This is a genomic window from Achromobacter ruhlandii, assembly GCF_902859695.1.
Classification (GTDB): Bacteria; Pseudomonadota; Gammaproteobacteria; order Burkholderiales; family Burkholderiaceae_B; genus Achromobacter; species Achromobacter ruhlandii.
Genome location: NZ_CADIJL010000009.1, coordinates 201,577 through 219,474 on the forward strand (window position 1 = coordinate 201,577; position 17,898 = coordinate 219,474).

Consider the following 17,898-nt stretch of genomic DNA (forward strand, 5'->3'; position numbering starts at 1 on the left):
ACGCCTCAAGGCGCCAGCTTGAACCCCAGATCCACGCCCCACTTGTCAGTCTCGCGCAGCCACTTGGCGCCGCAGTTCAGGCAGCGGAAGTGGTCCTCGCGGCTTTCCTCGCGGCCTTTCTGAGTCGGGTTGGTGAATCCCTGATGCCCCAGGTGGGCGTGCGGTGTCACACCCGCAAGCCCGGGGTTGATGCGTTGGCAAGCCAAGCACATAACGCTCATTGATGCTTCCCCACAAACATAGTTACTAAATTGTAAGGGATTTCACCAATGTTTTTCTATTAAAAGCTATCCCCGGCTAAACAAAAATTGTTAACGGCGCAATTAAACAACGGCGGGGAGCGCCGCCAGGCACGTCGCCAAGTGGTAGGGCGAGGTCGACGGCATGTCCGCGCGCACCACGGCGCCGCTGCCGTCCAGGCACTCGTGCCAGCCTGCGGCATGCAGGAAACGGGCGCGGAACCCGGCCAATGCCTCTGCCAGGGCCGCCCGCTCGCCCAGCACCGCCAATACCCGCAGGTACTCGGTCTGAGCCCAGATCCGGCGGATATCATCCAGCACCGCGCCGCGCTCGTCCAACGCCGCCACGACACCGGCCGCGTCGACCCCATGCCCCCGGGCCCAGTGAACGCCGCGCGGCAGCGATTCGGCCAGGTCCAGGCCGTCGAACACCTCGGCCGACTCGCGCACCAGCGACAGCCATTCGAACTGGTGGCCCGGCTCGATGCGATTGCCGGGCGTGCCTTGCGGCAATTCCGCGATGCACTGCGTCGGCGCGCTCAGGAACGATTGGGTCATGGCTTGCGCCAGGCCCCGCAGGCGCGTGGCGAACAGGGCCGGTTCGGCAACCTGCGCCGCGGCCAGGTAGGCCTCGGTCAAGTGCATCATGGGATTCTGCGCCGGCCCGCGCAGCGGCTGGCGCCAGTCAGGGCTCAACGCCGCGTGGTACAGCCCGTCGGCGCCGCGAAAGCGCGACTCGATGGTCTCGGCGGTGGCCAGCAACAGCTTGCGCGCGTCGGCGTTGCGCGAACGCCGGAAATAGGCGGCGCAGGCGAACACGATGAATGCGTGGGTATACAGGTCCTGGGAGGTGTCCAGCGGCTGCCCTTGCGGGTCGACACTGTAGCGCCAGCCGCCATGCGTCCCGTCGCGGAATACGCGGCGCAGCGAGGAGAACAGACGGTCGGCATGCGCGCCGGCGGCCGCGCCCGGCGCTTCGGCATAGACATACAACTGGCGCGCGCACGCCATGGCGCGATAACGCACTACCGGCAGCGGCTCGCCGGTGGCGGCATCCAGGGATTCGAATGGCAGACCCAGCGCGTCATTGAAGCCCCGCCCCATCCACATGGGCAGGATGACGGAGTCGAAATGCTCGCGCAAAGCGTTGATTTGCTCGGCCAGCGCGGAGTTGGTCTGTGCGGCAGTCATCTTGGAACGACGCAGGTCCGATGAGGACCGCTTGTTATGGAGCAGCGACGATAACCGAAATTTTCGCCGCCATCTCTGGAACGCCATTCTGAAAGTCATGCGCACACAGACCGGTACAGCCGTTCAACTTCCTGCAGGCGCGCCTGCGCCTAGCGGAAGATGTTTTCCTCGACCCAGTTCTGCGCGAAGATTTCCGCGCGATCGCGTGCCTCGTCCAAGGAGGCGCAGTTGCCCAAGTGGGAAAACGCGGCATCCACCTCGGTGCCGCCCTCAGCCGTTACCGTCAGCAATACGCCATATCCGCCGGTATCCATGGCCGCTGTGGAAACGTCGATCAGTACTTCCTGGTCACGATGCTGCATGTGCTACCTCCCAGTCGGTTACCTAAACGCGTGAACCACGCGTGACGTAGCGGGTGCAGAATTCCCGCGCAATGAATAGACCTGATTCCGTCACGCAAGTTCATCTTACCGGCGGCGCGCGGCGCGCGATACGTCCGGACGCTGCCAAATCGAACAAACCGTCTCAGGAGATTCCCGTAGCCCGCCCGCGCGTGGCGCCTCTTGATGACACACGGCGAGAACATTCGCAAGAAACGAGCGCAATTTCGCAGTAATGCGAGCAGTTCGTCACAAACCTGACTTGGAATGCGGGGAGAAAGAGAAAAACGGCCTAGCGCAAATGGATGGCGCCGGGTTCTTCCATGCGCAGCGCCAGCTTGCCTTTCTCGGTGATACGCCAGCCGCCGTCGGGGCCGGGGTCGATGCATCGCAAGGTCTGCAGCGCCTCGGCCACATGCGCGGGCACGCCGGTCTGGACGGCGCCCGGTTCCGAATTATCGGCAACGACGCGCAGCCAGTGACCCAGTTCACCCTTTTCGAAACGATGCAATGCCATGCGTGACTCTCAATTGAATGCCTCAACGATAGCACGCCGCGATAGCGCGCCGCCCCTATGACGGCCGCAGAGCCAGGGGACGCTTCAGGCGCGCCGCCGCCGACGCCGCCACGCTCAGGGCGATCAGCCCCAGGCCCAGCGCGAGGTCCGGCGAGATGCGTTCATGGAACACCACTGACGACACCACCAGGCCGATCACCGGCACGCACAGCATGGCGATCGACGTCGCCACCGGCGGCAGTTTCTGCGTCATGCCAAGCACCACGATGAACGTCAGCGCGGTGGCCAGCGGGCCGGTATACAGGATCACCGGCCAGGCATCGGGCACGGCCAGGAATGCCGGCGCGCCGTCGCGCAGCCAGGCCAAGGCCGCCAGCGGCACGGTGGCGATCGCGGTCTGCCAGGGAATCATGTCGGCGCCCAGCCGCACATGGCGGCGGCCGCGCAGCTGGATGATGTTGCAAGCCCAGGCGAACGAGGCGCCCAACAGCATCAGCAGGCCAACGGCCGCCTGCGCCTGCCAAGGGCTGAACGCCGGCGCCACGATCACGCCAATGCCCGCATAGCTGAGCCCGGTGGCGAGCCACTGCGCCGCCGACAACCGTTCCTTGAGCACCAGCGACGACAGTGGAATCACCCAGATCGAGGTGGCGTAGGCGATCACCGACGCCCGTCCCGGCGCAACGTACTGCAAGGCCCACAGCGCCAGCGCGGTGAACGCGCCCATCTGCAGCAGGGCCACGCCCAGCACCAACGGCCATTCCTGGCGCGTGGGCAGCCGCAGGCGGCCCAGCAACGCCAGCACCAACACACTGATCAGCGCGGCCGACCCGAAGCGGCTGGCCGCCAGCCAGAGCGGGCTCATGTGCGCCAGCCCCAGTTTCATGACGGGCCAGTTGCCGCCCCAGATCATGACCGCCCCCGCCAGGGGCAAGAAGTTGCGCAAGGTGCTCTGCCTGATCATTACTGCCACATCTACCGCTTGAATATTCCGTGCTTTGGCCGATTCGCCAAAGAAAGGAATAGTCTATAGGGTAAACCCCAGCATATTTCACCTCAATTCACCATTGAAACGGGCATACTCGGCACAAATGCACTGCCCATCCACGAACCACAGGTCTGTTATGCCGGACATCAACCTGGATGCCACCGACATCCGTATCCTCAACGAACTCCAGCGCGACGCGCGCCTGACCAACGTCGAACTCGCGGCGCGCGTCAATCTATCGGCCTCGCCCTGCCTGGCGCGCGTACGCCGCCTGGAAACCGAAGGCCTGATCGACCGTCGCGTCACGCTGCTCAACGCGCGCAAGCTCGGCCTGAAGGTCAACGTGTTCATCCAGATTTCGCTGGACAAGCAGCGCAAGGCGGCGCTCGATGTGTTCGAACGCGAAATCGCCGTGCTGCCGGAAATCATGGAGTGCTATCTGATGTCCGGGGATGCCGACTACCTGATCCGTGCGCTGGTGCCCGACGTCGACGCGCTCGAACGCCTGATCGTCGAACACATCACGCGCATTCCCGGCGTGGCCAGCATCCGCTCGAGCTTCGCGCTCAAACAGGTGCTCTACACCACCGCCGTGCCGCTGGGCTAGCCGCCGTCGCGTGCCATGGCCACCCGCGCCGTCGCTGCGCTTGCGGGATCCCGCCGCCAAGCCCACAATGAAAAGCGTCCGGCCTCGGAGGCCGGCGCCCCTTCATCGCTTAGCAAGGAGTCCACCATGCCTGAAACCGACTGGTACCCCGGCAGCACGCTACCCGATCGTCAGGGCTACTTCGAAGTGGCATTCGACACCGGAGAGACCGAAATCACCCGCTACGGCATCCTGGGCTGGGAGCCCGCCGAGGACCGCGGCCGCATCCTGCGCTGGCGCGGCCTGGATCCGAAAATCGAAGCCGCCGAAATCGAACGTGAAAGCGCGGTGCGCGCCCACGGCGACGACATCCTGCGCTGACGCGCCCGCCTCCAACGCAAAACGCCGCGGCTTGCGCCGCGGCGTTTGTCTGTGCGCATCGTGGCGGCCGGACCGGCCGCCGCGATGGCCCTTACATATCGATCTTCGCGATCTTGGTGCCTTCCAGGGACACGCCCGCCATCAGGCCGCCGTTGTTGAGCACGAAGCCCACCACCGGCTGCTGCGCCGTGTTGGTGTCGATACGGCCGTTGGCGCCGATATTGACCACCGCCACGGTGGCATCCGCGCCCACCGTCCAGCCATTGCTGTTGCGGAACTTGTTCAGGGCCTCATCCGTCATGAACAGCACGAACATAGCCTTGGACTGGGCGCCGGCCTGGAAGCCGATCGAACCGGCCGTGGTGCTGTAGTAGCCGGCGTTGGCGCCGCCCACCCGCAGCACACCCTTGCCATGCTGCGCGCCGATGAAGAAGCTGCCGCTCAGCACATCCGGGAAGATCAGCACGCCCTTGGCGCGCGCGACCAGGTCCTTGGACTGCGGCGCGGCTTCATACAGCTTGCCCAACGACGCATTGGCCGCGCTGTTGATCGACTGCCGCTGCTCCTGGGCGGAGGCGTTCGATTGCGGAGTGGTGGTGGTGCAACCGGCGAACAGCAGGCCGGCCACGCTGATGGTCGCGGCGGCCATACCGACGCGGCGCAGGACAGGAAAAGTGTCAAACATGGAACTCTCCTTTTTTGTTGTCTTCCGTTGGTTACTCTACCGGCCCCAAGCGCCGGCGCAAGGCACATGATGTGATAAACGAAACAAAACCTAGCGCGCGCATGACCCGCCGACCTGCCCGGCGGTCACGGACAGCTCAAGACAGCGCGGCCTTTCGCCCAGTCGCCCGAAGCAACATTTGGTAGGGCAATCCGCGTCTCGATACTCGTCCGCAAGCGGATCGACACCTGACCGCGACCGCCGCATTTTTCACAGGATTCCATAACGCGGCTCGCCCGTCGCCGGATCGACCGACATGATGCCGGACAACACCAGTTCGGCATGCCGCCGCGCCACGCCGACATCGGCGAAGGTCACGAAGCGCGGCAAAGACCAGCGCTGCCGGAAAGCCGCATCGCCAGACCGTGACACGCTGATTTCTATCGCCAGCACACCGGCGTCGAGACTGACGACTTCGCACTGCACTTCGAAGCCGTCGATGTGACGCTGCGGCCACCCTTCCATGTCCTCCACTCCTGAAATCCGTTTTTCCCGACCGAAATATGCCAATAAAAAACGGGCTTGAAAAGCGATGTTTTCAGGGGGTTATGACGTACTAGAAGAGGGGGTGCCAACGCATCTGGACAAGCCCGAAAAGGCCTCGAAATCGGGCCTTTTCCGCTGCCGGTACGCACGCGCGCGCGAACACGCGCCGGCCATGCCGGCGCGACGACACAGGGCGTCGGATCTCAACGCGCCGGCGGATGGATCCATTGCGCGTCCCACAAGGCCTCGCCGCGCTGGAGCGTTGCGGCCAGTTCCTTCTTGCGGCGCAACGCCACCGCCGCCAGCAGCGCATTGCAGACCGACAAAGCCGCCACATACGAATCGAACGGCGAGGCGCTGGAGGTGCGCGCCAGCAGCACGTGGTGTGCCTGCGCCGCGGCCGGCGCGGCCGCCGAGTCGGTCACCAGCACCACCTTGCCGCCGCGCTCGCGAAAGACCCTGACCGCATTCGCCGCCGCCACCGAGTAACGCCGGAACGTGAAGGCCAGCAGCACGTCCTGCTCGTCCAGCCACAACAACTGGTCTTCCAGGAACAGCGGGCCCGCGGCGGTCATGGCACGCACGCCGGGCAGGCACAGATTCAGATACAGCGCCATGTGGCTGGCCAGCGGCGCCGCCTGCCGCAATCCCAGCACATGCACGCGCGCGCGGCGCTGCGTCAGCAGGCGCACCGCGGCCTCGAACGCCGCCGCGTCAATCGCGGCAAAGGTCGTTTCCAGGTTGTGCTGGTCGTGCAGCAAGGCATTGCGCAGGCAGGCCTGCGCCGACGGATTGTCGAGTCCGACCGCGTCGGCGCGCTCGCCCGGCGATGCCAGCCGCGCCGTCAGCTCGGCGCGCGCCTGCATCTGCGCCTGCGCATAGCTGTCATAGCCCAGCTTGGCCAGCAGACGCACCACGCTGGAGGCGCTGGTGCCCACGTTGCGCGCCAGCGCCGTGGCGGATTCGAGCAGGCCCTGGGGATAACGCGCCTGCATGTCGTCGACCAGGCGCCGTTCGGTCTTGGTGAGTTTCTTGTCGTAGGCGGCGATGCGCTGGTGCAGATTCACGGTGCGGGCGGACTCCAAGGTGCCGGGCGCGCCCCGGCTAGGTGATAACCCCAAATTCAACAATATTCATTGCAGACTATATTTGATTCTGCAACGTTCCTTGCAGAATAGACTGAACCGTTCGTCCCCACAAGAGAGCTTCATGAAGCACCCGTCCGAGGCCCTGTCGCCCGCCCGCCGCCAACTGCTGATCGCGGGCCTGGCCGCCGCCTTGCTCCCCCTGCCCACCCGCGCGGATGCCGCCTATCCGTCCCGTCCCATCACCCTGGTGGTGCCCTTCCCCGCCGGCGGATCCGTCGATCTGGCCGGCCGCCTCTACGCCGAAGTGCTGGGCAAGATCCTGGGCGTCACCCTGGTGGTCGAGAACCGCGACGGCGCCGGCGGCGCGATCGGCAGCCAGCGCGTGGCGCGCGCCAAGCCCGATGGCTACACGCTGGTGGCCTCGTCGCAAAGCTCGCACCTGGCCAACCCGCTGATGCATCCCAACCTGGGCTACGACCCGATCAAGGACTTCACCTCGATCTCCCAGCTGGCGCGTTCGCCCAACGTGCTGGTGACCAGCGCCGCCTTGCCCGTCAAGGACTTCGCCGGATTCATCGCCTACCTGAAGGCGCACCCCGACGAAGTCCACTTCGCCACCGCTGGCGTCGGCAGCATGGGCCAGCTCAATGCCGAGCTGCTCAAGCACACCCTGCAGGTCGGCGCGGTGCACGTGCCCTATCGAGGCGGCGCGCCGCTGCTGAATGCGCTGCTGGCCAACGAGGCCCAGTTCGCGCTGGACAACCTGGCGCCCTTCCTGCCCCACATCCAGACCGGCAAGATGCGCGCGCTGGCGGTGGCCGCGCCCGAGCGCCTGCCGTCGCTGCCCGACGTGCCCACCTTTGCCGAACTCGGCTATCCCGTGCTCAACTCGATGTCGTGGATCGGACTGGCCGCGCCGGCCGGCACCCCGCCCGCCATCGTGCAAAAACTGCTGGAGGCGGTGCAGACCGCCGCCCGCCAGGAAAGCACCGTGCAGTCTCTGGAAAAAAGTGGCGCCCTGCCGCCCGAGTTGCAGACCCCTCAACAATTCACCGACATGATGTCGCAGCGCCTGGCCTTGTACAAAGACCTGATCGACCGCGCCGGCATCCGTCCGGAATAGGTTCCCGCCCATGTCCAACCCCGCTTTCGCCCCCGACACCGCGCCGCTCGAAGTCCTGCCGCGCGACCTTTCCGCCTACCGCCAGGGCAACACCGGCATCGACTATGTGCACCGCTTCGAATCGGGCAAGCCCGGCCCGCACGTGCTGGTCAACGCCCTGACCCACGGCAACGAGATCTGCGGCATGGTGGCGGCGACCCATCTGCTCGATACGGGCGTGCGCCCGAAGATCGGCACGCTCACCGTCAGCTTCGCCAACATGGAGGCCTACGACGCGTTCGACATCGACAACCCGTACGAGAACCGCCAGCTGGTCCACAACCTCAACCGCATCTGGTCGCCGCAGTGGCTGGACGGCGACGAGCAAAGCCCGGAACTGCGGCGCGCGCGCGAACTGCGCCCGGTGCTGGACGCCGCCGACTACGTGCTCGATATCCACTCGACGCGGGCGCCAGTGCAGCCGTTCTGGGTCTACCCCGAGATGGACCGCAACACCGCGCTGGCCGCCGCCGTCGGCGCCCCGGCGGTGCAACTGGTGATGCCGGCCGGCCGCTTCCCCGGCACCGGCGTGCTGAACTACGGCCGTCATGGCGATCCCGCCTCGGACAGCGGCGGCGCGCTGGTGGTCGAATGCGGCCAGCACTTCGCGCAATCGGCCGCCCTGCTCGCCACCGACGTCACGTTGCGGTTCCTGGCGCACCTGGGCCTGATCGACGCTCCGGCCAACAGCGCGCCCGCGGCGCCCGCGCAGCCGTTCCGGCTGCTCGAGGTGCACATGGTCAAGTCCGAGGACTTCACCTTCACGCGACCGCTGCTAGGCTTCGAGGTGTTCAACAAGGGCGAACTCATCGCCATCAACGCCGGCGAGGAAATCCGCTCGCCGTGCGACAACTGCACCATCTTCATGCCGACCCGCATGCCCATCGTCGGCCGTGAAGCGGTGTACCTGACCGAGCCGATGTAGATGTGGGAGCCCCATCCCTGGGACCTGGACGACGCCGCCGCTGACATCCAGCGGCAGGGTTTCCATGTCCGCGGGAGGGTGGCCGTCGGCTGGCAAAGCATCCCGTTCGGCGACCTGCCGGCCGAGGGACTGTTCGGCCTGACCGCGGATCAACTGCGCTCGGCCGAAGCCGTCTGCCATGCCACCGTGCAGGACGAGCATTGGGTGCTGACCCAACGGCTCTGGCATGGCTTTCCCGATCCGCCCGAGTGGGGACTGTGGACCCGACGGCGGGACGCGGCCGGACGACCCTGGACCTCCTGGGGGCAGTTCGCCGCCCTTCCGCCGGCGTGGCGCCTGCCGCCCGGCGTCGATTGAGCGCGCGGAGCGAAGGGCTCTACGCCTCGGGGAACGCTGGCTCGGCGCCCGCCTTCTCCAGCAGATCCGCCACATCCTGCGCGCCCTTCTCGATGGCCCAGGCCCAGGCGTTCCAGCCTTCGTCGTCGCGGCGATCGGCCTCGGCGCCATGCGCCAGCAGCAGCGCGGCGATGGCGGCATTGCCGCGCGCCGCGGCCGCCATCAAGGGCGTGCCGCCGTCGTCGGACGCGGCATCCACCTGTGCCCCCGCCTCCAGCAGCAAGGCCACCAGTTCCAGCTGCTCCCAGCCTGCGGCCTGATGCAACGCGGTCAATCCATGCCCAGCCCGGCAGGCCGTGTCCGCGCCCTGCGCCAGCAGCAGGCGCGCCGCCTCGGCCGCGCCGGCGGTCGCCGCGCAGAACAGCGGCGTGGCGCCGAACGCATTGCGCGTGTCCACCCCCGCGCCAAGCGCCAGCGCCTGCGCCACGCCCGGCGCGTCGCCAGCCGTCGCCGCCTGCAGCAGTTGTTCGTCTGGTGTCGTCATGAAAAACCCGTCATCGGAAAGGAATCGAAGGCGCCCATTAGACACCGCCCGGCTCACAGATCGGGAATCAGGCGCTTGCCCAGGCTGATCACCTCGTCCTGCTGGAACCCCAGGCTGGCATAGAAGTCCTTGACCGCCAGGTTACTGGCGCGGATCAGCAGGTTGATCTTGGGGCAGCCCATCTCCAGGAACTTGCGCTCCAGCGCCCGCATCAACGCCGAGGCATAGCCGCGGCGCTGATGCGCCGGCGACACCGCCAGGTAATTGACCCAGCCGCGGTGGCCATCGTAGCCACCCATCAGCGTGCCGACGATGACGCCGTCCGCCTCGCCCACCAGGAACAGGTCGGCTTGCACGGTCAGCTTGCGCGCCACGTCCTTGCGCGGATCGTTCCAGGGGCGCGTCAGCCCGCAATCGGTCCACAACTGGATGATGGCGGCTTCGTCCGCCGGATGAAAAGACCGGATGGCCAGTTCGGGATGCTTCATGCTTCGTTCCTCTTGAGGGAAAAACGAAGGCCGGGCGCTACGCCTCGATGGCTGGAAAGCAAAGCGCGCATGCCGCGCAAACAAAAAGGCCACGAGGGGTATCGTGGCCTTCTGGAGGGAACACCGGGGATCCGGCGTTCGAACACGGCTTGCCACTCAACGCAGGCGTCGAGTGATTCGTCGGTTGTCTGCCCGGGCCGGCGCGGCCGGCGGGGCGATGAGAATGCGGTTCATGGCGGGCAGCATACACGACCCCGGCCCGCCGCGCCAAGCGGCCGCTCAGGCCGCGGCGGGCGCCGGCAGCGTGCCTTCCATCACCACCACCGCCTGGCCCGCCACGCCGGCCCACACGCCGTCATCGCGGACCTCGGCGTGCGCCTGCAACAGGCTGGCGCGGCCCATGTCGACGCCCTGCGCCACCCGCAGGCGCAACTCGCCCTTGCCGCGCAGGGCCGCCCGCAATGCCGTGGCGGCGCCGGTGGCGCTGCCGGTGGCGGGATCCTCGGTCATACGGCCGGTGAACATGCGCGCCTGGATGTCGATCGCCCCCAGCGGCGTCTCGGCGCCGCAATCGGTGGTGTACGCATAGATGGACCGGGCGCCGTCCAGCGGCAGCAATGCGGCATAGCCCGCCGGATCCGGTCGGGCGCGGCGCAGCGCATCGCGGCTGGCCAGTTGCACCACCAGGAAGATCAGGCCCACCGACGCCACTTGCGGCGCGTGTTCGGACAGCAGGATATCGCCGGGCGCCAGGCTCAGGGCGCGCGCCGCGGCCTCGGCCGTCACCTGGCTGGCGCGCGTCAACGGTTGCGGCGCGGCCAGCTCGGCGCCCAGCAGGCGGCCGTCATCGCCATACCGCAGGTCGATGCGCACCAGGCCCGCCTCCTCCTCGAACACGAAGCGGGTCGGCGCCGGCTGGCCGGCCGCGATCATCTCGCGCGCCAGCACCACCGCCGTGCCCACGTTCGGGTGGCCGGCGAACGGCACCTCGCGGTCGGGCGTGAAAATGCGCACCCAGGCCGTGTGCGCGGCATCGCGCGCCGGCAGCACGAAACTGGTCTCTGAATAATTGAACTCGCGCGCGATGCGCTGCATCTGTGCGGTGTCGAGACCCTCGGCCTCCAGCACCACCGCCAGCGGGTTGCCCTGATAGGCGTGCTCGGTAAAGACATCGGCGGTGACGTAGCGGTAGCGCATGCGGGTTCCTTCAAAGGGATGGCGGACGCGGAAAATTATCCGCGCCGCCCGCGTCGCGCGACAGACACAGAGCCGCAGAAATCCGGGCATAACAGGCGCGCGGTCGGATCAGGCCCGCCACGCGCCGCGCGATGCTCAGTCGAACACGGGTCGGAAGAAGCTGCGCTCGTAGCTCAGGATGCAGCGCGTGTCCTCGGCGTACTTGAACGCCGCCTGGCATTGCGCGTCCTGCATCGACTGCTGGCGATAGCGCTCGTACTCGGCCAGGCTGGGAAACGTGAACAGCGCCAGCGCGATATTGTTGGCGCCCTCGGACGGCAGAAAATAGCCATGGTGCGTGCCGCCGAACTTTTCCACCAGCGGAATCCACATCTTGCCGTAGGCTTCGAATTCCTTGAGGCGGCTGGGGTCGATGACGTAACGCAGATAGCAGGTAACCATGAAGGCTCCAATAGCGGATGACTGAGGCGCGAACGCGCCGCGGCATCCTAGCTCGCGGGGCGAATCCCGGTCAATCGGTCGAGCGCGGCGGCGGCAGGCCAAGCGCCTGCATGCGCGCGGCAAAGCGCCGCGCAACGTCATCCGGCAGGCCGGTGACCGTCACGACGAACGCGTGATACCACGGATTGGCATGCGCGGTGTCGAACTCGAAAGCCAGCGGGTACTGGTTCCCTGCCGCCGACACCTCACGCAAGGCCTCGGCCACGTGGTCGCCGGCATCATCGAAATTGCCGTGGCCGTATCGCGCCTCGATGTCCTGGCAGGCAAAGCGGTAGCGACGCACGGCGGCATTCGGTTTCGGCGGGTGGGGCATGGAATTCGACCGCGTCATCAATTTATACGACGGCAGGATAACCTACCTCCCGCGGAAGGCGCGGACGACGTCAGCGGCGTCCTGGCCCGCGCCCCCAAGGCTGACCGACATGCCACACGCATGCAGCCCCTCAGGGGTGCAACCAGGCAATTCCGCGACCATGGGTGCAGGCCCGGTTACATCCTGATTGATCGCGGGCAAACGCCATTACATTCGCCCATCAATTCCCCACTATTGCCGGCAGGCCCGCAACGCACAATCTCCCCACTGCACCCTGGCCTCGCCGACGGTGCCAACATCCGCCGGCGCATATTCCATGAAGTGGTTGCTGATCTCCCTGCTCTGCCTGCCCTGCACGGGCTGCGGCCTCGCCGCCGCGCCTTGTCGCGTCACGTCCGCCGTCATCAAGATCGTGCCGGTCGTCGGCGGCGTCGCGGCCGCGCCGACGGATGCGTGCGCGGAGGTTATCGACTGATGGCGAGCGGCCCCACGCTTCGCTCGCTCCAAGTCTGTACGCATTAACAAACGAGACCACGCGCTACACGCATGCCGCGAGTATCCCCGAAATGCAAAAGCAGCTATTTCGATGGCAGCAGTAAGACCAGCGCTTCACCTTTGTCCAGCGCGGACCGGGCGGAAACGTCAGACAGCGTGATAAGGAAATCGCCGCCGCGCTTTATGGTCAGGCTATTGATGACATGAGGAGTCTGGTCGATATACGCCGCCAAAGCCGTGAATGCGAAATCCTTGCCCGTATCGTTCTTGACCCGAATGACAAACTTCAGGTCCAGCCCACCCACGGGCGATCGCTTCTGCGCGTTGATGATGCGGGCCTTCACCTGATCCGGAACGCTGACTCGCAGCAAGGCCTTCTCGTTCGAAATCAGGTTGATATGGGAAGGCGATGCCGGCTTGCCATCCAGGTCCTTATCGAGAAATATCGGTACCGAAAATCGCGCGTAGGAATCGAAACCCTTTCGAAAGCACTCTTGGTATTTGGCATCGGAGAAAATACCGGGCATGGCCTTTTGGACGTCCTGCACCGAGGTCGATGGCAGGCGCGAATCCTCATGGCTTTGGCAGCTCGGCACCTCCACATACAAATTGCCGGATAGCTGCTTGCTCGGCGCAGTCAGTAGGTCAGAAAGGCTGACCGCAGTCTCGACCGTAGTCTTGCACCCGGAAATCAAGGCGGCAACGCATGCCAGCACGGCAATTCTCTTCATCCTCGACATTTTTTCTCCATTCAGCCAGCAACGGATGGCGTTGCGTGTAGCCCGATTAGTCAAAAGCAGAACCCCGAATTTTAACCATCAATAACAAATTATATCTAATTGATTAATCGCGCGACAAACGCGGCAGGGCGGCGCGACTCGTCACGAATCGCTGATGCAGTTGAAGCAAATGGCCGGTTTTGCCGCGCCATATGTGCAAATAGCCGTGCCCGTACCACGCGCATATTTCCGTCTTTGGGATGGCTGAAGGAATGCACAATGCGAGCGGTGGAAGCGGGCGACCTGACCGTACTGGAACAGGATTTCCTAAACTTGATGAACGTACTTTCCGACTTTGAGCGCAAGTTCAGTATCCGGAAGGGATTCAACCTGTTTGAGGCTCTCAATATCACCCGACAGGAAATCCGGCATTCCCGCTTCCTGGCATATCTGCTCGGTCCCAACGAGACGCATGGTCTCAATGACAGGTTCCTGCGGGCGATCCTGCTCGCCGTACTCAATGAAAACCCCGATGCCCGCGTAAAACGCCTATCGGTGGCGTTGGAAGACTTGTCCGACGCCAGCGTCTACTGCGAACGTGACCACTTCGACATCACCGTCCAGATAGACGCCGCCGGCCTTGCGGCCATCGACCTCGATGTTCCAGCGCTTCTTACTCTTCGCGTCCGCGGCGACCTTCAGCGGCCACAGTTCCTGGAACTCGTCAGACTGGACCAGTTCCTTGGCCGTCTGCGAGTTCAGCAGCGCCAGGTCATCGGAATAGCTGATGTGCAGAAACCGGGCGCGCGGGTTCAGCGCCAGGCCCCGGGCCCTCAGGTTGATCGCGACCAGCTCGGTCTTCGACGGGCCCGGCGGCACGTTGATGACCAGGTTCTTGATGCGGCCGTCGATGACGTCCTGCACCTTCTGGGCGATCAGCTCATGGTGCCAGTTGACCCGGAACTTGATGGCCTGGCGGTGCTTGAAGAAATACCGGCTGAAGAACAGGTGGTCCTGTTCGCATAGCGCCTTGGCCGTGGCGCGCAGGACGGCGGGATCAGTACTCGCCTTGCAGCTTGGCGACGGCGGCGGCGACTTCTCTTTCATCCACCACCACCGTCTTCTGTTCTATCGGGCCGCCGCCGGCGCCCGTGTGCTCCCGCTTGTTCGTGAATGCGCCGCCCACCTCCTTGGCGGCCTGCTCCAGCACGCCGGCCGCGCCGACGACGTTTCCGCGGCTGATGTGCTTGTCGTAGATCCTGCCGAGCTGCCGCAGGCGAAACGCCTGGCCGGCGATGGGGATCTCGGCGATTTCCCCGCGGAAGCGTTGCCGGGTGTCGTGGAATAGCTGGACCCACTTCTTGGCCAGATCTTTACCGGCGACTTTGGTCGGGTCGTACTGCGCGATCTGCATGCGCGGCACGTCCATACCGAATTCTTCTTTGACTGTCTCCGATACCTGGCTGGGGGTGTCCCAGCAGGCCTGGGCTTGGACGATGAAAGTCTTGTGCGTATCGTTCAGCTTCGCCATCACAAACACCTACGACATGCTACAAACCAATCCATTCGTTTGGAGCATGACATGATCGAACCACATTTCAAAAAGGGGGCGTTTAACTGCCCGCATTGCACAGCTCATGCGCAAATGGGCTGGGTCAATCTTGGCTATCAAATTAAGGGGCTCATCCAGGAACAAACTGAGTTCCACATGGCTCGTTGCTTGTCCTGCCGGAAGGCGTCAATTTGGCTAAAAGCCGCCGAAACCGGGGATTCTGGACTGCCATTACCCCCCGCAATGATCTGGCCTACAACGCTAACAGCGCCTCCACCTCACCCAGACCTGCCGGCTGCCGCCGTAGCGGACTATAACGAGGCTCGCCAGGTTGCAAATGCTTCACCACGTGCTGCCGCCGCGCTCCTACGCTTGTGTGTGCAGAAAATCTGCATCGCGCTAAAACTGCCAGGAAACAATATCAACAACGATATTGGCGAACTGGTCAAGCGTGGCCTCCCGGTTGCAATCCAGCAAGCCTTCGATGTAGTCCGCGTTATTGGAAATAACGCCGTGCACCCTGGGGAAATGAGTCAAGATGACCACACCGAACGCGTGTCTGCCCTCTTCGGATTGGTGAACCTGGTCGTCCAGCAGATGATCACCCAGCCCAAGGAAATCGAAGCTATGTATGCTTCACTTCCGAAAGGCGCGCTGGAAGCAATCGAGAAGCGAGACGCTCCTAAGCAGCCTTAAGGCAGCAGCTGCAAGCCCGCGCGATGTTCAGCCTTGGCACAGCCGGCGCGGCGCCGGCGGCCGCGGCCAGCCGCCGAACATCCTCCGACGGTCCATACCGGGCCACCACACCCACGAATTCCTCGACGTCGTGCCCCACGATGCGCAGCTTCGGCCGGCCCTCTTTGTCGAACGCCGGCGCGCCGTAGGCATCAGGCGCATGGCCGATGTGGTAGAGCTCATGCTCCACCAGCGCGCAGAATTCCGCGTCGCTGCAGGTCGCGCAGTAGTCCGCCGCCAGAGTGATCAGGAACGCCGGCACTCGGCCGAATCACTCGATCATCTGCTGTTCCTGGCGGGCCTTCTGCCAGCCACCGGCGCGGAACATCACCTCCTCACATTTCCTAAGACAGTTCGGCCCTGCTTGATGAAAGCTTGGGAAGCCCAGCGAAACTCCAGGTCCGCATCTGTCAGATGGGAATGTTCAGGGTTATGCAGGGGGCCGGCATCGACCAGGATGCAGTCATGCACCCAGGCGAGCAGTTCAGGAGCTGGTGCCAGCCTCGCATATGGAAGGTCACCCGCCAGCAGGTCGTATGGCGGAGCGGGTCGCAGGTCGCCGGCCCCGCGTTGTTTATGGGTCAGCGCCATAGCGTATATTTACATTCCGATATATGTTGAGATCTCACCAACTGGAGGTATCTATGCACAATTCCGGACCCACCGAACAAACCGAATTCGGCGATTTTCTGCAACAACTCGTCGATAGGGACCATTTAGAAGGAGCAGCTCTCGGAATCACAAAGCTCGTCATTGACAAAGGCGAGAGCTTCCTAACCGATAAGCAGCGGTATGTATTTCAGAAAGAAGTCCTCGACGTATTTGTGAAGGAGTCATGCGTGCGAGGATGCAGCATCCCGTGGTCCGAAATGTACGAAGCCTACGACAACGGCGGCCTATGCAGTTATTGCGCCCATATGAACGGGCGAATGGAGAGCGAATAGCGCTAGGCGCCCTACTCCAAAGTGCAGGCTGGTCGATTGCGGCGGCTGTTCCCACATGGCTGGTGACCGCCGACCAATCATCAGACGTGTAAAAACAACAAAGCCGCTCGAAGGCGGCGTCTGTTGACTACTTATGAAGGAAAACTCGGCTGGCAAATGGAGGGAACGTGCTCGTGGCGTCATGCACCTCATGCGAAGAGACGACTTCTCCAGCCTCGTTAACTACATCGTAGTAGTACACATCAACATCCTGGCCCTTTCGGGCGCCTTTCCACTTATCACCCTTTGCCACAACCTTACATCCCTCTGGGCAGGGAACGTACTTCGCATACTCGTCCATCATTTTCTCCGTCTATGCTTAAGAGACGGCTGTGTGCAACAAAATCGTACGGCAGGCAAAATTCAAAAGCTCGTAGGGGTGCAGTTGCTTCACGACGCAAAAGCCCGCACGTAATGTCCCGCTTCTTGAGCAGATCATCGCATGGCATGTTCCCACACAGCAGGGGCCGGAGCATCACGTCTGGCTGACGGTTCTCTCTGGCCCCTGCTCTCTGGAAACAAAAAGCCGCCCAAAGGCGGCTAGGGTTTACTTGGGGCTCATAAGATCCGGCGATTCACCTGAGTTAGGGCTGCGCCGGGGAAAATCCCTTCTTTCACGGTCCCGTTGTCGAACCAAGCACATTTAACTCCTTCCTGCGAATAGCCGAGCTCAATCACAGTCATGTCGGGCCCACCACTATTAAGCTCAACGGTATCACCAATTTTCCAGGCCATATCCTCTCCTAATTTTGTGCAAGTAGGGACGCAATCGTGCCCTAAATGATCGAAAGAAGGAAGCACAGACAATATCTAGACACCATTTCTTCAGGGCGCAAGAGCCCGAGAGAATTGTCCCACTTCCCGCCCCACTTTGGGTGGGTTCATGTCCCACTTTTGGTACACGTAGTATTTCGCAAATGTGTCTTTGCCCGCTGCTGGGACTCTCACCTGCACAGACCCGGCCGCGAGCATGCACCCGCAGTTGATGCAGCGTAGTTCTTCCATGAGGCACACGTAAAAATGTGTTACCTTAGCCCCCGCCTGTACAGGTGGGACGGCCTCGGGTCGCTCACGGCCTTAACCCGTGGGTCGGCTGTCGGTCGCGCAGTTGCTGCTGCACGGCCGTCGCCGTCTTCTTTCAAACAAAAATTCATGAATTGCGATACGTGAAACCGGCCCCAATCTTCATCGTGGTTGCATTCGCCGCCTTGGTATCCGGCTGCGCAGCACCAGTTTCGACCCCACAACCCACGGCTGCCATTCGAGCGAATCTGCTTGATCCTTGGCCTGGCCCGGCCCCGCGGCCAATTTTGCCGATTGATGGATTCGCCGGCGAGCCCACAGGCCGCTCGCACACCACGATCTATT

23 protein-coding genes and 3 pseudogenes are annotated in these 17,898 nt (G+C 63.9%); 8 read left to right on the top strand and 18 right to left on the bottom strand.

What is annotated here, in order from left to right; genetic code table 11:
- Positions 1 to 5 precede the first annotated feature (5 nt).
- The 5 genes from HV742_RS13985 to HV742_RS14005 form a co-directional block, all read right to left on the bottom strand.
- A complete protein-coding gene (locus HV742_RS13985; RefSeq protein ID WP_049074981.1) occupies positions 6 to 221 on the bottom strand; it encodes a hypothetical protein in 216 nt (71 codons plus the stop codon).
- A 102-nt stretch (positions 222 to 323) separates the two neighbouring features.
- A complete protein-coding gene (locus HV742_RS13990; protein WP_175145721.1) occupies positions 324 to 1,430 on the bottom strand; it encodes an AGE family epimerase/isomerase in 1,107 nt (368 codons plus the stop codon).
- 149 nt (positions 1,431 to 1,579) lie between these two features.
- Positions 1,580 to 1,792, bottom strand: a complete 213-nt coding sequence (locus HV742_RS13995; RefSeq protein WP_006218759.1) for a hypothetical protein — start codon at positions 1,790 to 1,792, stop codon at positions 1,580 to 1,582.
- A 310-nt stretch (positions 1,793 to 2,102) separates the two neighbouring features.
- A complete protein-coding gene (locus HV742_RS14000; protein WP_049074984.1) occupies positions 2,103 to 2,327 on the bottom strand; it encodes a hypothetical protein in 225 nt (74 codons plus the stop codon).
- A gap of 55 nt (positions 2,328 to 2,382) precedes the next feature.
- Positions 2,383 to 3,291 carry a DMT family transporter gene (locus HV742_RS14005; protein ID WP_175145722.1) on the bottom strand — a complete coding sequence of 303 codons (909 nt, stop codon included), beginning with the start codon at positions 3,289 to 3,291 and terminating at the stop codon, positions 2,383 to 2,385.
- A gap of 160 nt (positions 3,292 to 3,451) precedes the next feature.
- Between HV742_RS14005 and HV742_RS14010 the strand changes: the two genes are divergently transcribed.
- Positions 3,452 to 3,922, top strand: coding sequence for an Lrp/AsnC family transcriptional regulator (locus HV742_RS14010; protein WP_006388018.1), 471 nt, complete (start codon positions 3,452 to 3,454; stop codon positions 3,920 to 3,922).
- Between the two features lie 126 nt (positions 3,923 to 4,048).
- Positions 4,049 to 4,282 (top strand): hypothetical protein, encoded by a 234-nt coding sequence (locus HV742_RS14015; protein WP_049074990.1) that lies wholly within the window; start codon positions 4,049 to 4,051, stop codon positions 4,280 to 4,282.
- A 91-nt stretch (positions 4,283 to 4,373) separates the two neighbouring features.
- On the opposite strand, the gene HV742_RS14020 is transcribed toward HV742_RS14015, so the two are convergent.
- From HV742_RS14020 to HV742_RS14030, 3 genes are all read right to left on the bottom strand, one after another.
- Positions 4,374 to 4,967: a BPSL1445 family SYLF domain-containing lipoprotein gene (locus tag HV742_RS14020; protein ID WP_049074993.1), complete on the bottom strand. Its 594-nt coding sequence runs from the start codon at positions 4,965 to 4,967 to the stop codon at positions 4,374 to 4,376.
- 249 nt (positions 4,968 to 5,216) lie between these two features.
- Entirely contained in the window at positions 5,217 to 5,471 is a 255-nt protein-coding gene (locus HV742_RS14025; protein ID WP_175145723.1) for a hypothetical protein, read from the bottom strand.
- A gap of 224 nt (positions 5,472 to 5,695) precedes the next feature.
- Positions 5,696 to 6,559: a MurR/RpiR family transcriptional regulator gene (locus tag HV742_RS14030; protein ID WP_175145724.1), complete on the bottom strand. Its 864-nt coding sequence runs from the start codon at positions 6,557 to 6,559 to the stop codon at positions 5,696 to 5,698.
- 142 nt (positions 6,560 to 6,701) lie between these two features.
- Here HV742_RS14030 and HV742_RS14035 point away from each other — a divergent pair, with 142 nt between their 5' ends.
- Genes HV742_RS14035 through HV742_RS14045 form a run of 3 tightly spaced genes read left to right on the top strand, consistent with a single transcriptional unit; the run spans position 6,702 to position 9,024 of the window.
- Positions 6,702 to 7,703, top strand: coding sequence for a Bug family tripartite tricarboxylate transporter substrate binding protein (locus tag HV742_RS14035; RefSeq protein ID WP_049074999.1), 1,002 nt, complete (start codon positions 6,702 to 6,704; stop codon positions 7,701 to 7,703).
- Positions 7,704 to 7,713: 10 nt separating this feature from the next.
- Positions 7,714 to 8,667: a M14 family metallopeptidase gene (locus HV742_RS14040; RefSeq protein ID WP_059269831.1), complete on the top strand. Its 954-nt coding sequence runs from the start codon at positions 7,714 to 7,716 to the stop codon at positions 8,665 to 8,667.
- Positions 8,668 to 9,024: a hypothetical protein gene (locus HV742_RS14045; protein ID WP_175145725.1), complete on the top strand. Its 357-nt coding sequence runs from the start codon at positions 8,668 to 8,670 to the stop codon at positions 9,022 to 9,024.
- A gap of 19 nt (positions 9,025 to 9,043) precedes the next feature.
- Here the strand turns inward: HV742_RS14045 and HV742_RS14050 are convergent, their stop codons facing one another.
- From HV742_RS14050 to HV742_RS14070, 5 genes are all read right to left on the bottom strand, one after another.
- Positions 9,044 to 9,547 (bottom strand): ankyrin repeat domain-containing protein, encoded by a 504-nt coding sequence (locus tag HV742_RS14050; protein WP_175145726.1) that lies wholly within the window; start codon positions 9,545 to 9,547, stop codon positions 9,044 to 9,046.
- Positions 9,548 to 9,600: 53 nt separating this feature from the next.
- Positions 9,601 to 10,035, bottom strand: a complete 435-nt coding sequence (locus tag HV742_RS14055; RefSeq protein WP_049075013.1) for a GNAT family acetyltransferase — start codon at positions 10,033 to 10,035, stop codon at positions 9,601 to 9,603.
- Between the two features lie 279 nt (positions 10,036 to 10,314).
- On the bottom strand, positions 10,315 to 11,232 hold the full coding sequence (locus HV742_RS14060; RefSeq protein ID WP_175145727.1) for a PhzF family phenazine biosynthesis protein: 918 nt from the start codon (positions 11,230 to 11,232) through the stop codon (positions 10,315 to 10,317).
- A gap of 135 nt (positions 11,233 to 11,367) precedes the next feature.
- Positions 11,368 to 11,673 carry an NIPSNAP family protein gene (locus HV742_RS14065; protein WP_006388009.1) on the bottom strand — a complete coding sequence of 102 codons (306 nt, stop codon included), beginning with the start codon at positions 11,671 to 11,673 and terminating at the stop codon, positions 11,368 to 11,370.
- 70 nt (positions 11,674 to 11,743) lie between these two features.
- Positions 11,744 to 12,046 (bottom strand): hypothetical protein, encoded by a 303-nt coding sequence (locus tag HV742_RS14070; protein WP_175145728.1) that lies wholly within the window; start codon positions 12,044 to 12,046, stop codon positions 11,744 to 11,746.
- 316 nt (positions 12,047 to 12,362) lie between these two features.
- On the opposite strand from HV742_RS14070, the gene HV742_RS14075 reads away from it, so the two are divergent.
- Positions 12,363 to 12,521 carry a DUF6726 family protein gene (locus HV742_RS14075; RefSeq protein WP_054432349.1) on the top strand — a complete coding sequence of 53 codons (159 nt, stop codon included), beginning with the start codon at positions 12,363 to 12,365 and terminating at the stop codon, positions 12,519 to 12,521.
- Between the two features lie 103 nt (positions 12,522 to 12,624).
- Here HV742_RS14075 and HV742_RS14080 read toward each other — a convergent pair whose 3' ends face one another.
- Entirely contained in the window at positions 12,625 to 13,272 is a 648-nt protein-coding gene (locus HV742_RS14080; protein ID WP_231133017.1) for a DUF7424 family protein, read from the bottom strand.
- A 324-nt stretch (positions 13,273 to 13,596) separates the two neighbouring features.
- On the opposite strand from HV742_RS14080, the pseudogene HV742_RS32530 reads away from it, so the two are divergent.
- Positions 13,597 to 13,818: pseudogene (locus tag HV742_RS32530) on the top strand (PD-(D/E)XK nuclease family protein); the annotation flags it as partial.
- Between the two features lie 66 nt (positions 13,819 to 13,884).
- On the opposite strand, the pseudogene HV742_RS14090 reads toward HV742_RS32530, so the two are convergent.
- Both HV742_RS14090 and HV742_RS14095 read right to left on the bottom strand, forming a co-directional pair.
- Positions 13,885 to 14,367 (bottom strand): annotated as a pseudogene (locus tag HV742_RS14090) (phage terminase large subunit); the annotation flags it as partial.
- A complete protein-coding gene (locus tag HV742_RS14095) occupies positions 14,318 to 14,791 on the bottom strand; it encodes a DUF2280 domain-containing protein (RefSeq protein ID WP_175145729.1) in 474 nt (157 codons plus the stop codon). The gene HV742_RS14095 and the pseudogene HV742_RS14090, both read right to left, overlap by 50 nt.
- Positions 14,792 to 14,842: 51 nt before the next feature.
- Between HV742_RS14095 and HV742_RS14100 the strand changes: the two genes are divergently transcribed.
- Positions 14,843 to 15,508 (top strand): DUF4145 domain-containing protein, encoded by a 666-nt coding sequence (locus tag HV742_RS14100; protein WP_175145730.1) that lies wholly within the window; start codon positions 14,843 to 14,845, stop codon positions 15,506 to 15,508.
- On the opposite strand, the pseudogene HV742_RS14105 reads toward HV742_RS14100, so the two are convergent.
- Together HV742_RS14105 and HV742_RS14110 are read right to left on the bottom strand one after the other, a co-directional pair.
- Positions 15,495 to 16,138, bottom strand: a pseudogene (locus tag HV742_RS14105) (putative metallopeptidase). The gene HV742_RS14100 and the pseudogene HV742_RS14105 overlap by 14 nt on opposite strands.
- Positions 16,139 to 17,088: 950 nt before the next feature.
- Positions 17,089 to 17,265 (bottom strand): YodC family protein, encoded by a 177-nt coding sequence (locus HV742_RS14110; RefSeq protein ID WP_175145731.1) that lies wholly within the window; start codon positions 17,263 to 17,265, stop codon positions 17,089 to 17,091.
- Between the last annotated feature and the right edge of the window lie 633 nt (positions 17,266 to 17,898).

Bases quoted from the DNA above. Each gene is read 5' to 3' on its own strand.
- HV742_RS13985 (WP_049074981.1), bottom strand. From the start codon at position 221: ATGAGCGTTATGTGCTTGGCTTGCCAACGCATCAACCCCGGGCTTGCG.
- HV742_RS13990 (WP_175145721.1), bottom strand. From the start codon at position 1,430: ATGACTGCCGCACAGACCAACTCCGCGCTGGCCGAGCAAATCAACGCT.
- HV742_RS13995 (WP_006218759.1), bottom strand. From the start codon at position 1,792: ATGCAGCATCGTGACCAGGAAGTACTGATCGACGTTTCCACAGCGGCC.
- HV742_RS14000 (WP_049074984.1), bottom strand. From the start codon at position 2,327: ATGGCATTGCATCGTTTCGAAAAGGGTGAACTGGGTCACTGGCTGCGC.
- HV742_RS14005 (WP_175145722.1), bottom strand. From the start codon at position 3,291: ATGATCAGGCAGAGCACCTTGCGCAACTTCTTGCCCCTGGCGGGGGCG.
- HV742_RS14010 (WP_006388018.1), top strand. From the start codon at position 3,452: ATGCCGGACATCAACCTGGATGCCACCGACATCCGTATCCTCAACGAA.
- HV742_RS14015 (WP_049074990.1), top strand. From the start codon at position 4,049: ATGCCTGAAACCGACTGGTACCCCGGCAGCACGCTACCCGATCGTCAG.
- HV742_RS14020 (WP_049074993.1), bottom strand. From the start codon at position 4,967: ATGTTTGACACTTTTCCTGTCCTGCGCCGCGTCGGTATGGCCGCCGCG.
- HV742_RS14025 (WP_175145723.1), bottom strand. From the start codon at position 5,471: ATGGAAGGGTGGCCGCAGCGTCACATCGACGGCTTCGAAGTGCAGTGC.
- HV742_RS14035 (WP_049074999.1), top strand. From the start codon at position 6,702: ATGAAGCACCCGTCCGAGGCCCTGTCGCCCGCCCGCCGCCAACTGCTG.
- HV742_RS14040 (WP_059269831.1), top strand. From the start codon at position 7,714: ATGTCCAACCCCGCTTTCGCCCCCGACACCGCGCCGCTCGAAGTCCTG.
- HV742_RS14045 (WP_175145725.1), top strand. From the start codon at position 8,668: ATGTGGGAGCCCCATCCCTGGGACCTGGACGACGCCGCCGCTGACATC.
- HV742_RS14050 (WP_175145726.1), bottom strand. From the start codon at position 9,547: ATGACGACACCAGACGAACAACTGCTGCAGGCGGCGACGGCTGGCGAC.
- HV742_RS14055 (WP_049075013.1), bottom strand. From the start codon at position 10,035: ATGAAGCATCCCGAACTGGCCATCCGGTCTTTTCATCCGGCGGACGAA.
- HV742_RS14060 (WP_175145727.1), bottom strand. From the start codon at position 11,232: ATGCGCTACCGCTACGTCACCGCCGATGTCTTTACCGAGCACGCCTAT.
- HV742_RS14065 (WP_006388009.1), bottom strand. From the start codon at position 11,673: ATGGTTACCTGCTATCTGCGTTACGTCATCGACCCCAGCCGCCTCAAG.
- HV742_RS14070 (WP_175145728.1), bottom strand. From the start codon at position 12,046: ATGCCCCACCCGCCGAAACCGAATGCCGCCGTGCGTCGCTACCGCTTT.
- HV742_RS14075 (WP_054432349.1), top strand. From the start codon at position 12,363: ATGAAGTGGTTGCTGATCTCCCTGCTCTGCCTGCCCTGCACGGGCTGC.
- HV742_RS14080 (WP_231133017.1), bottom strand. From the start codon at position 13,272: ATGAAGAGAATTGCCGTGCTGGCATGCGTTGCCGCCTTGATTTCCGGG.
- HV742_RS14095 (WP_175145729.1), bottom strand. From the start codon at position 14,791: ATGGCGAAGCTGAACGATACGCACAAGACTTTCATCGTCCAAGCCCAG.
- HV742_RS14100 (WP_175145730.1), top strand. From the start codon at position 14,843: ATGATCGAACCACATTTCAAAAAGGGGGCGTTTAACTGCCCGCATTGC.
- HV742_RS14110 (WP_175145731.1), bottom strand. From the start codon at position 17,265: ATGGCCTGGAAAATTGGTGATACCGTTGAGCTTAATAGTGGTGGGCCC.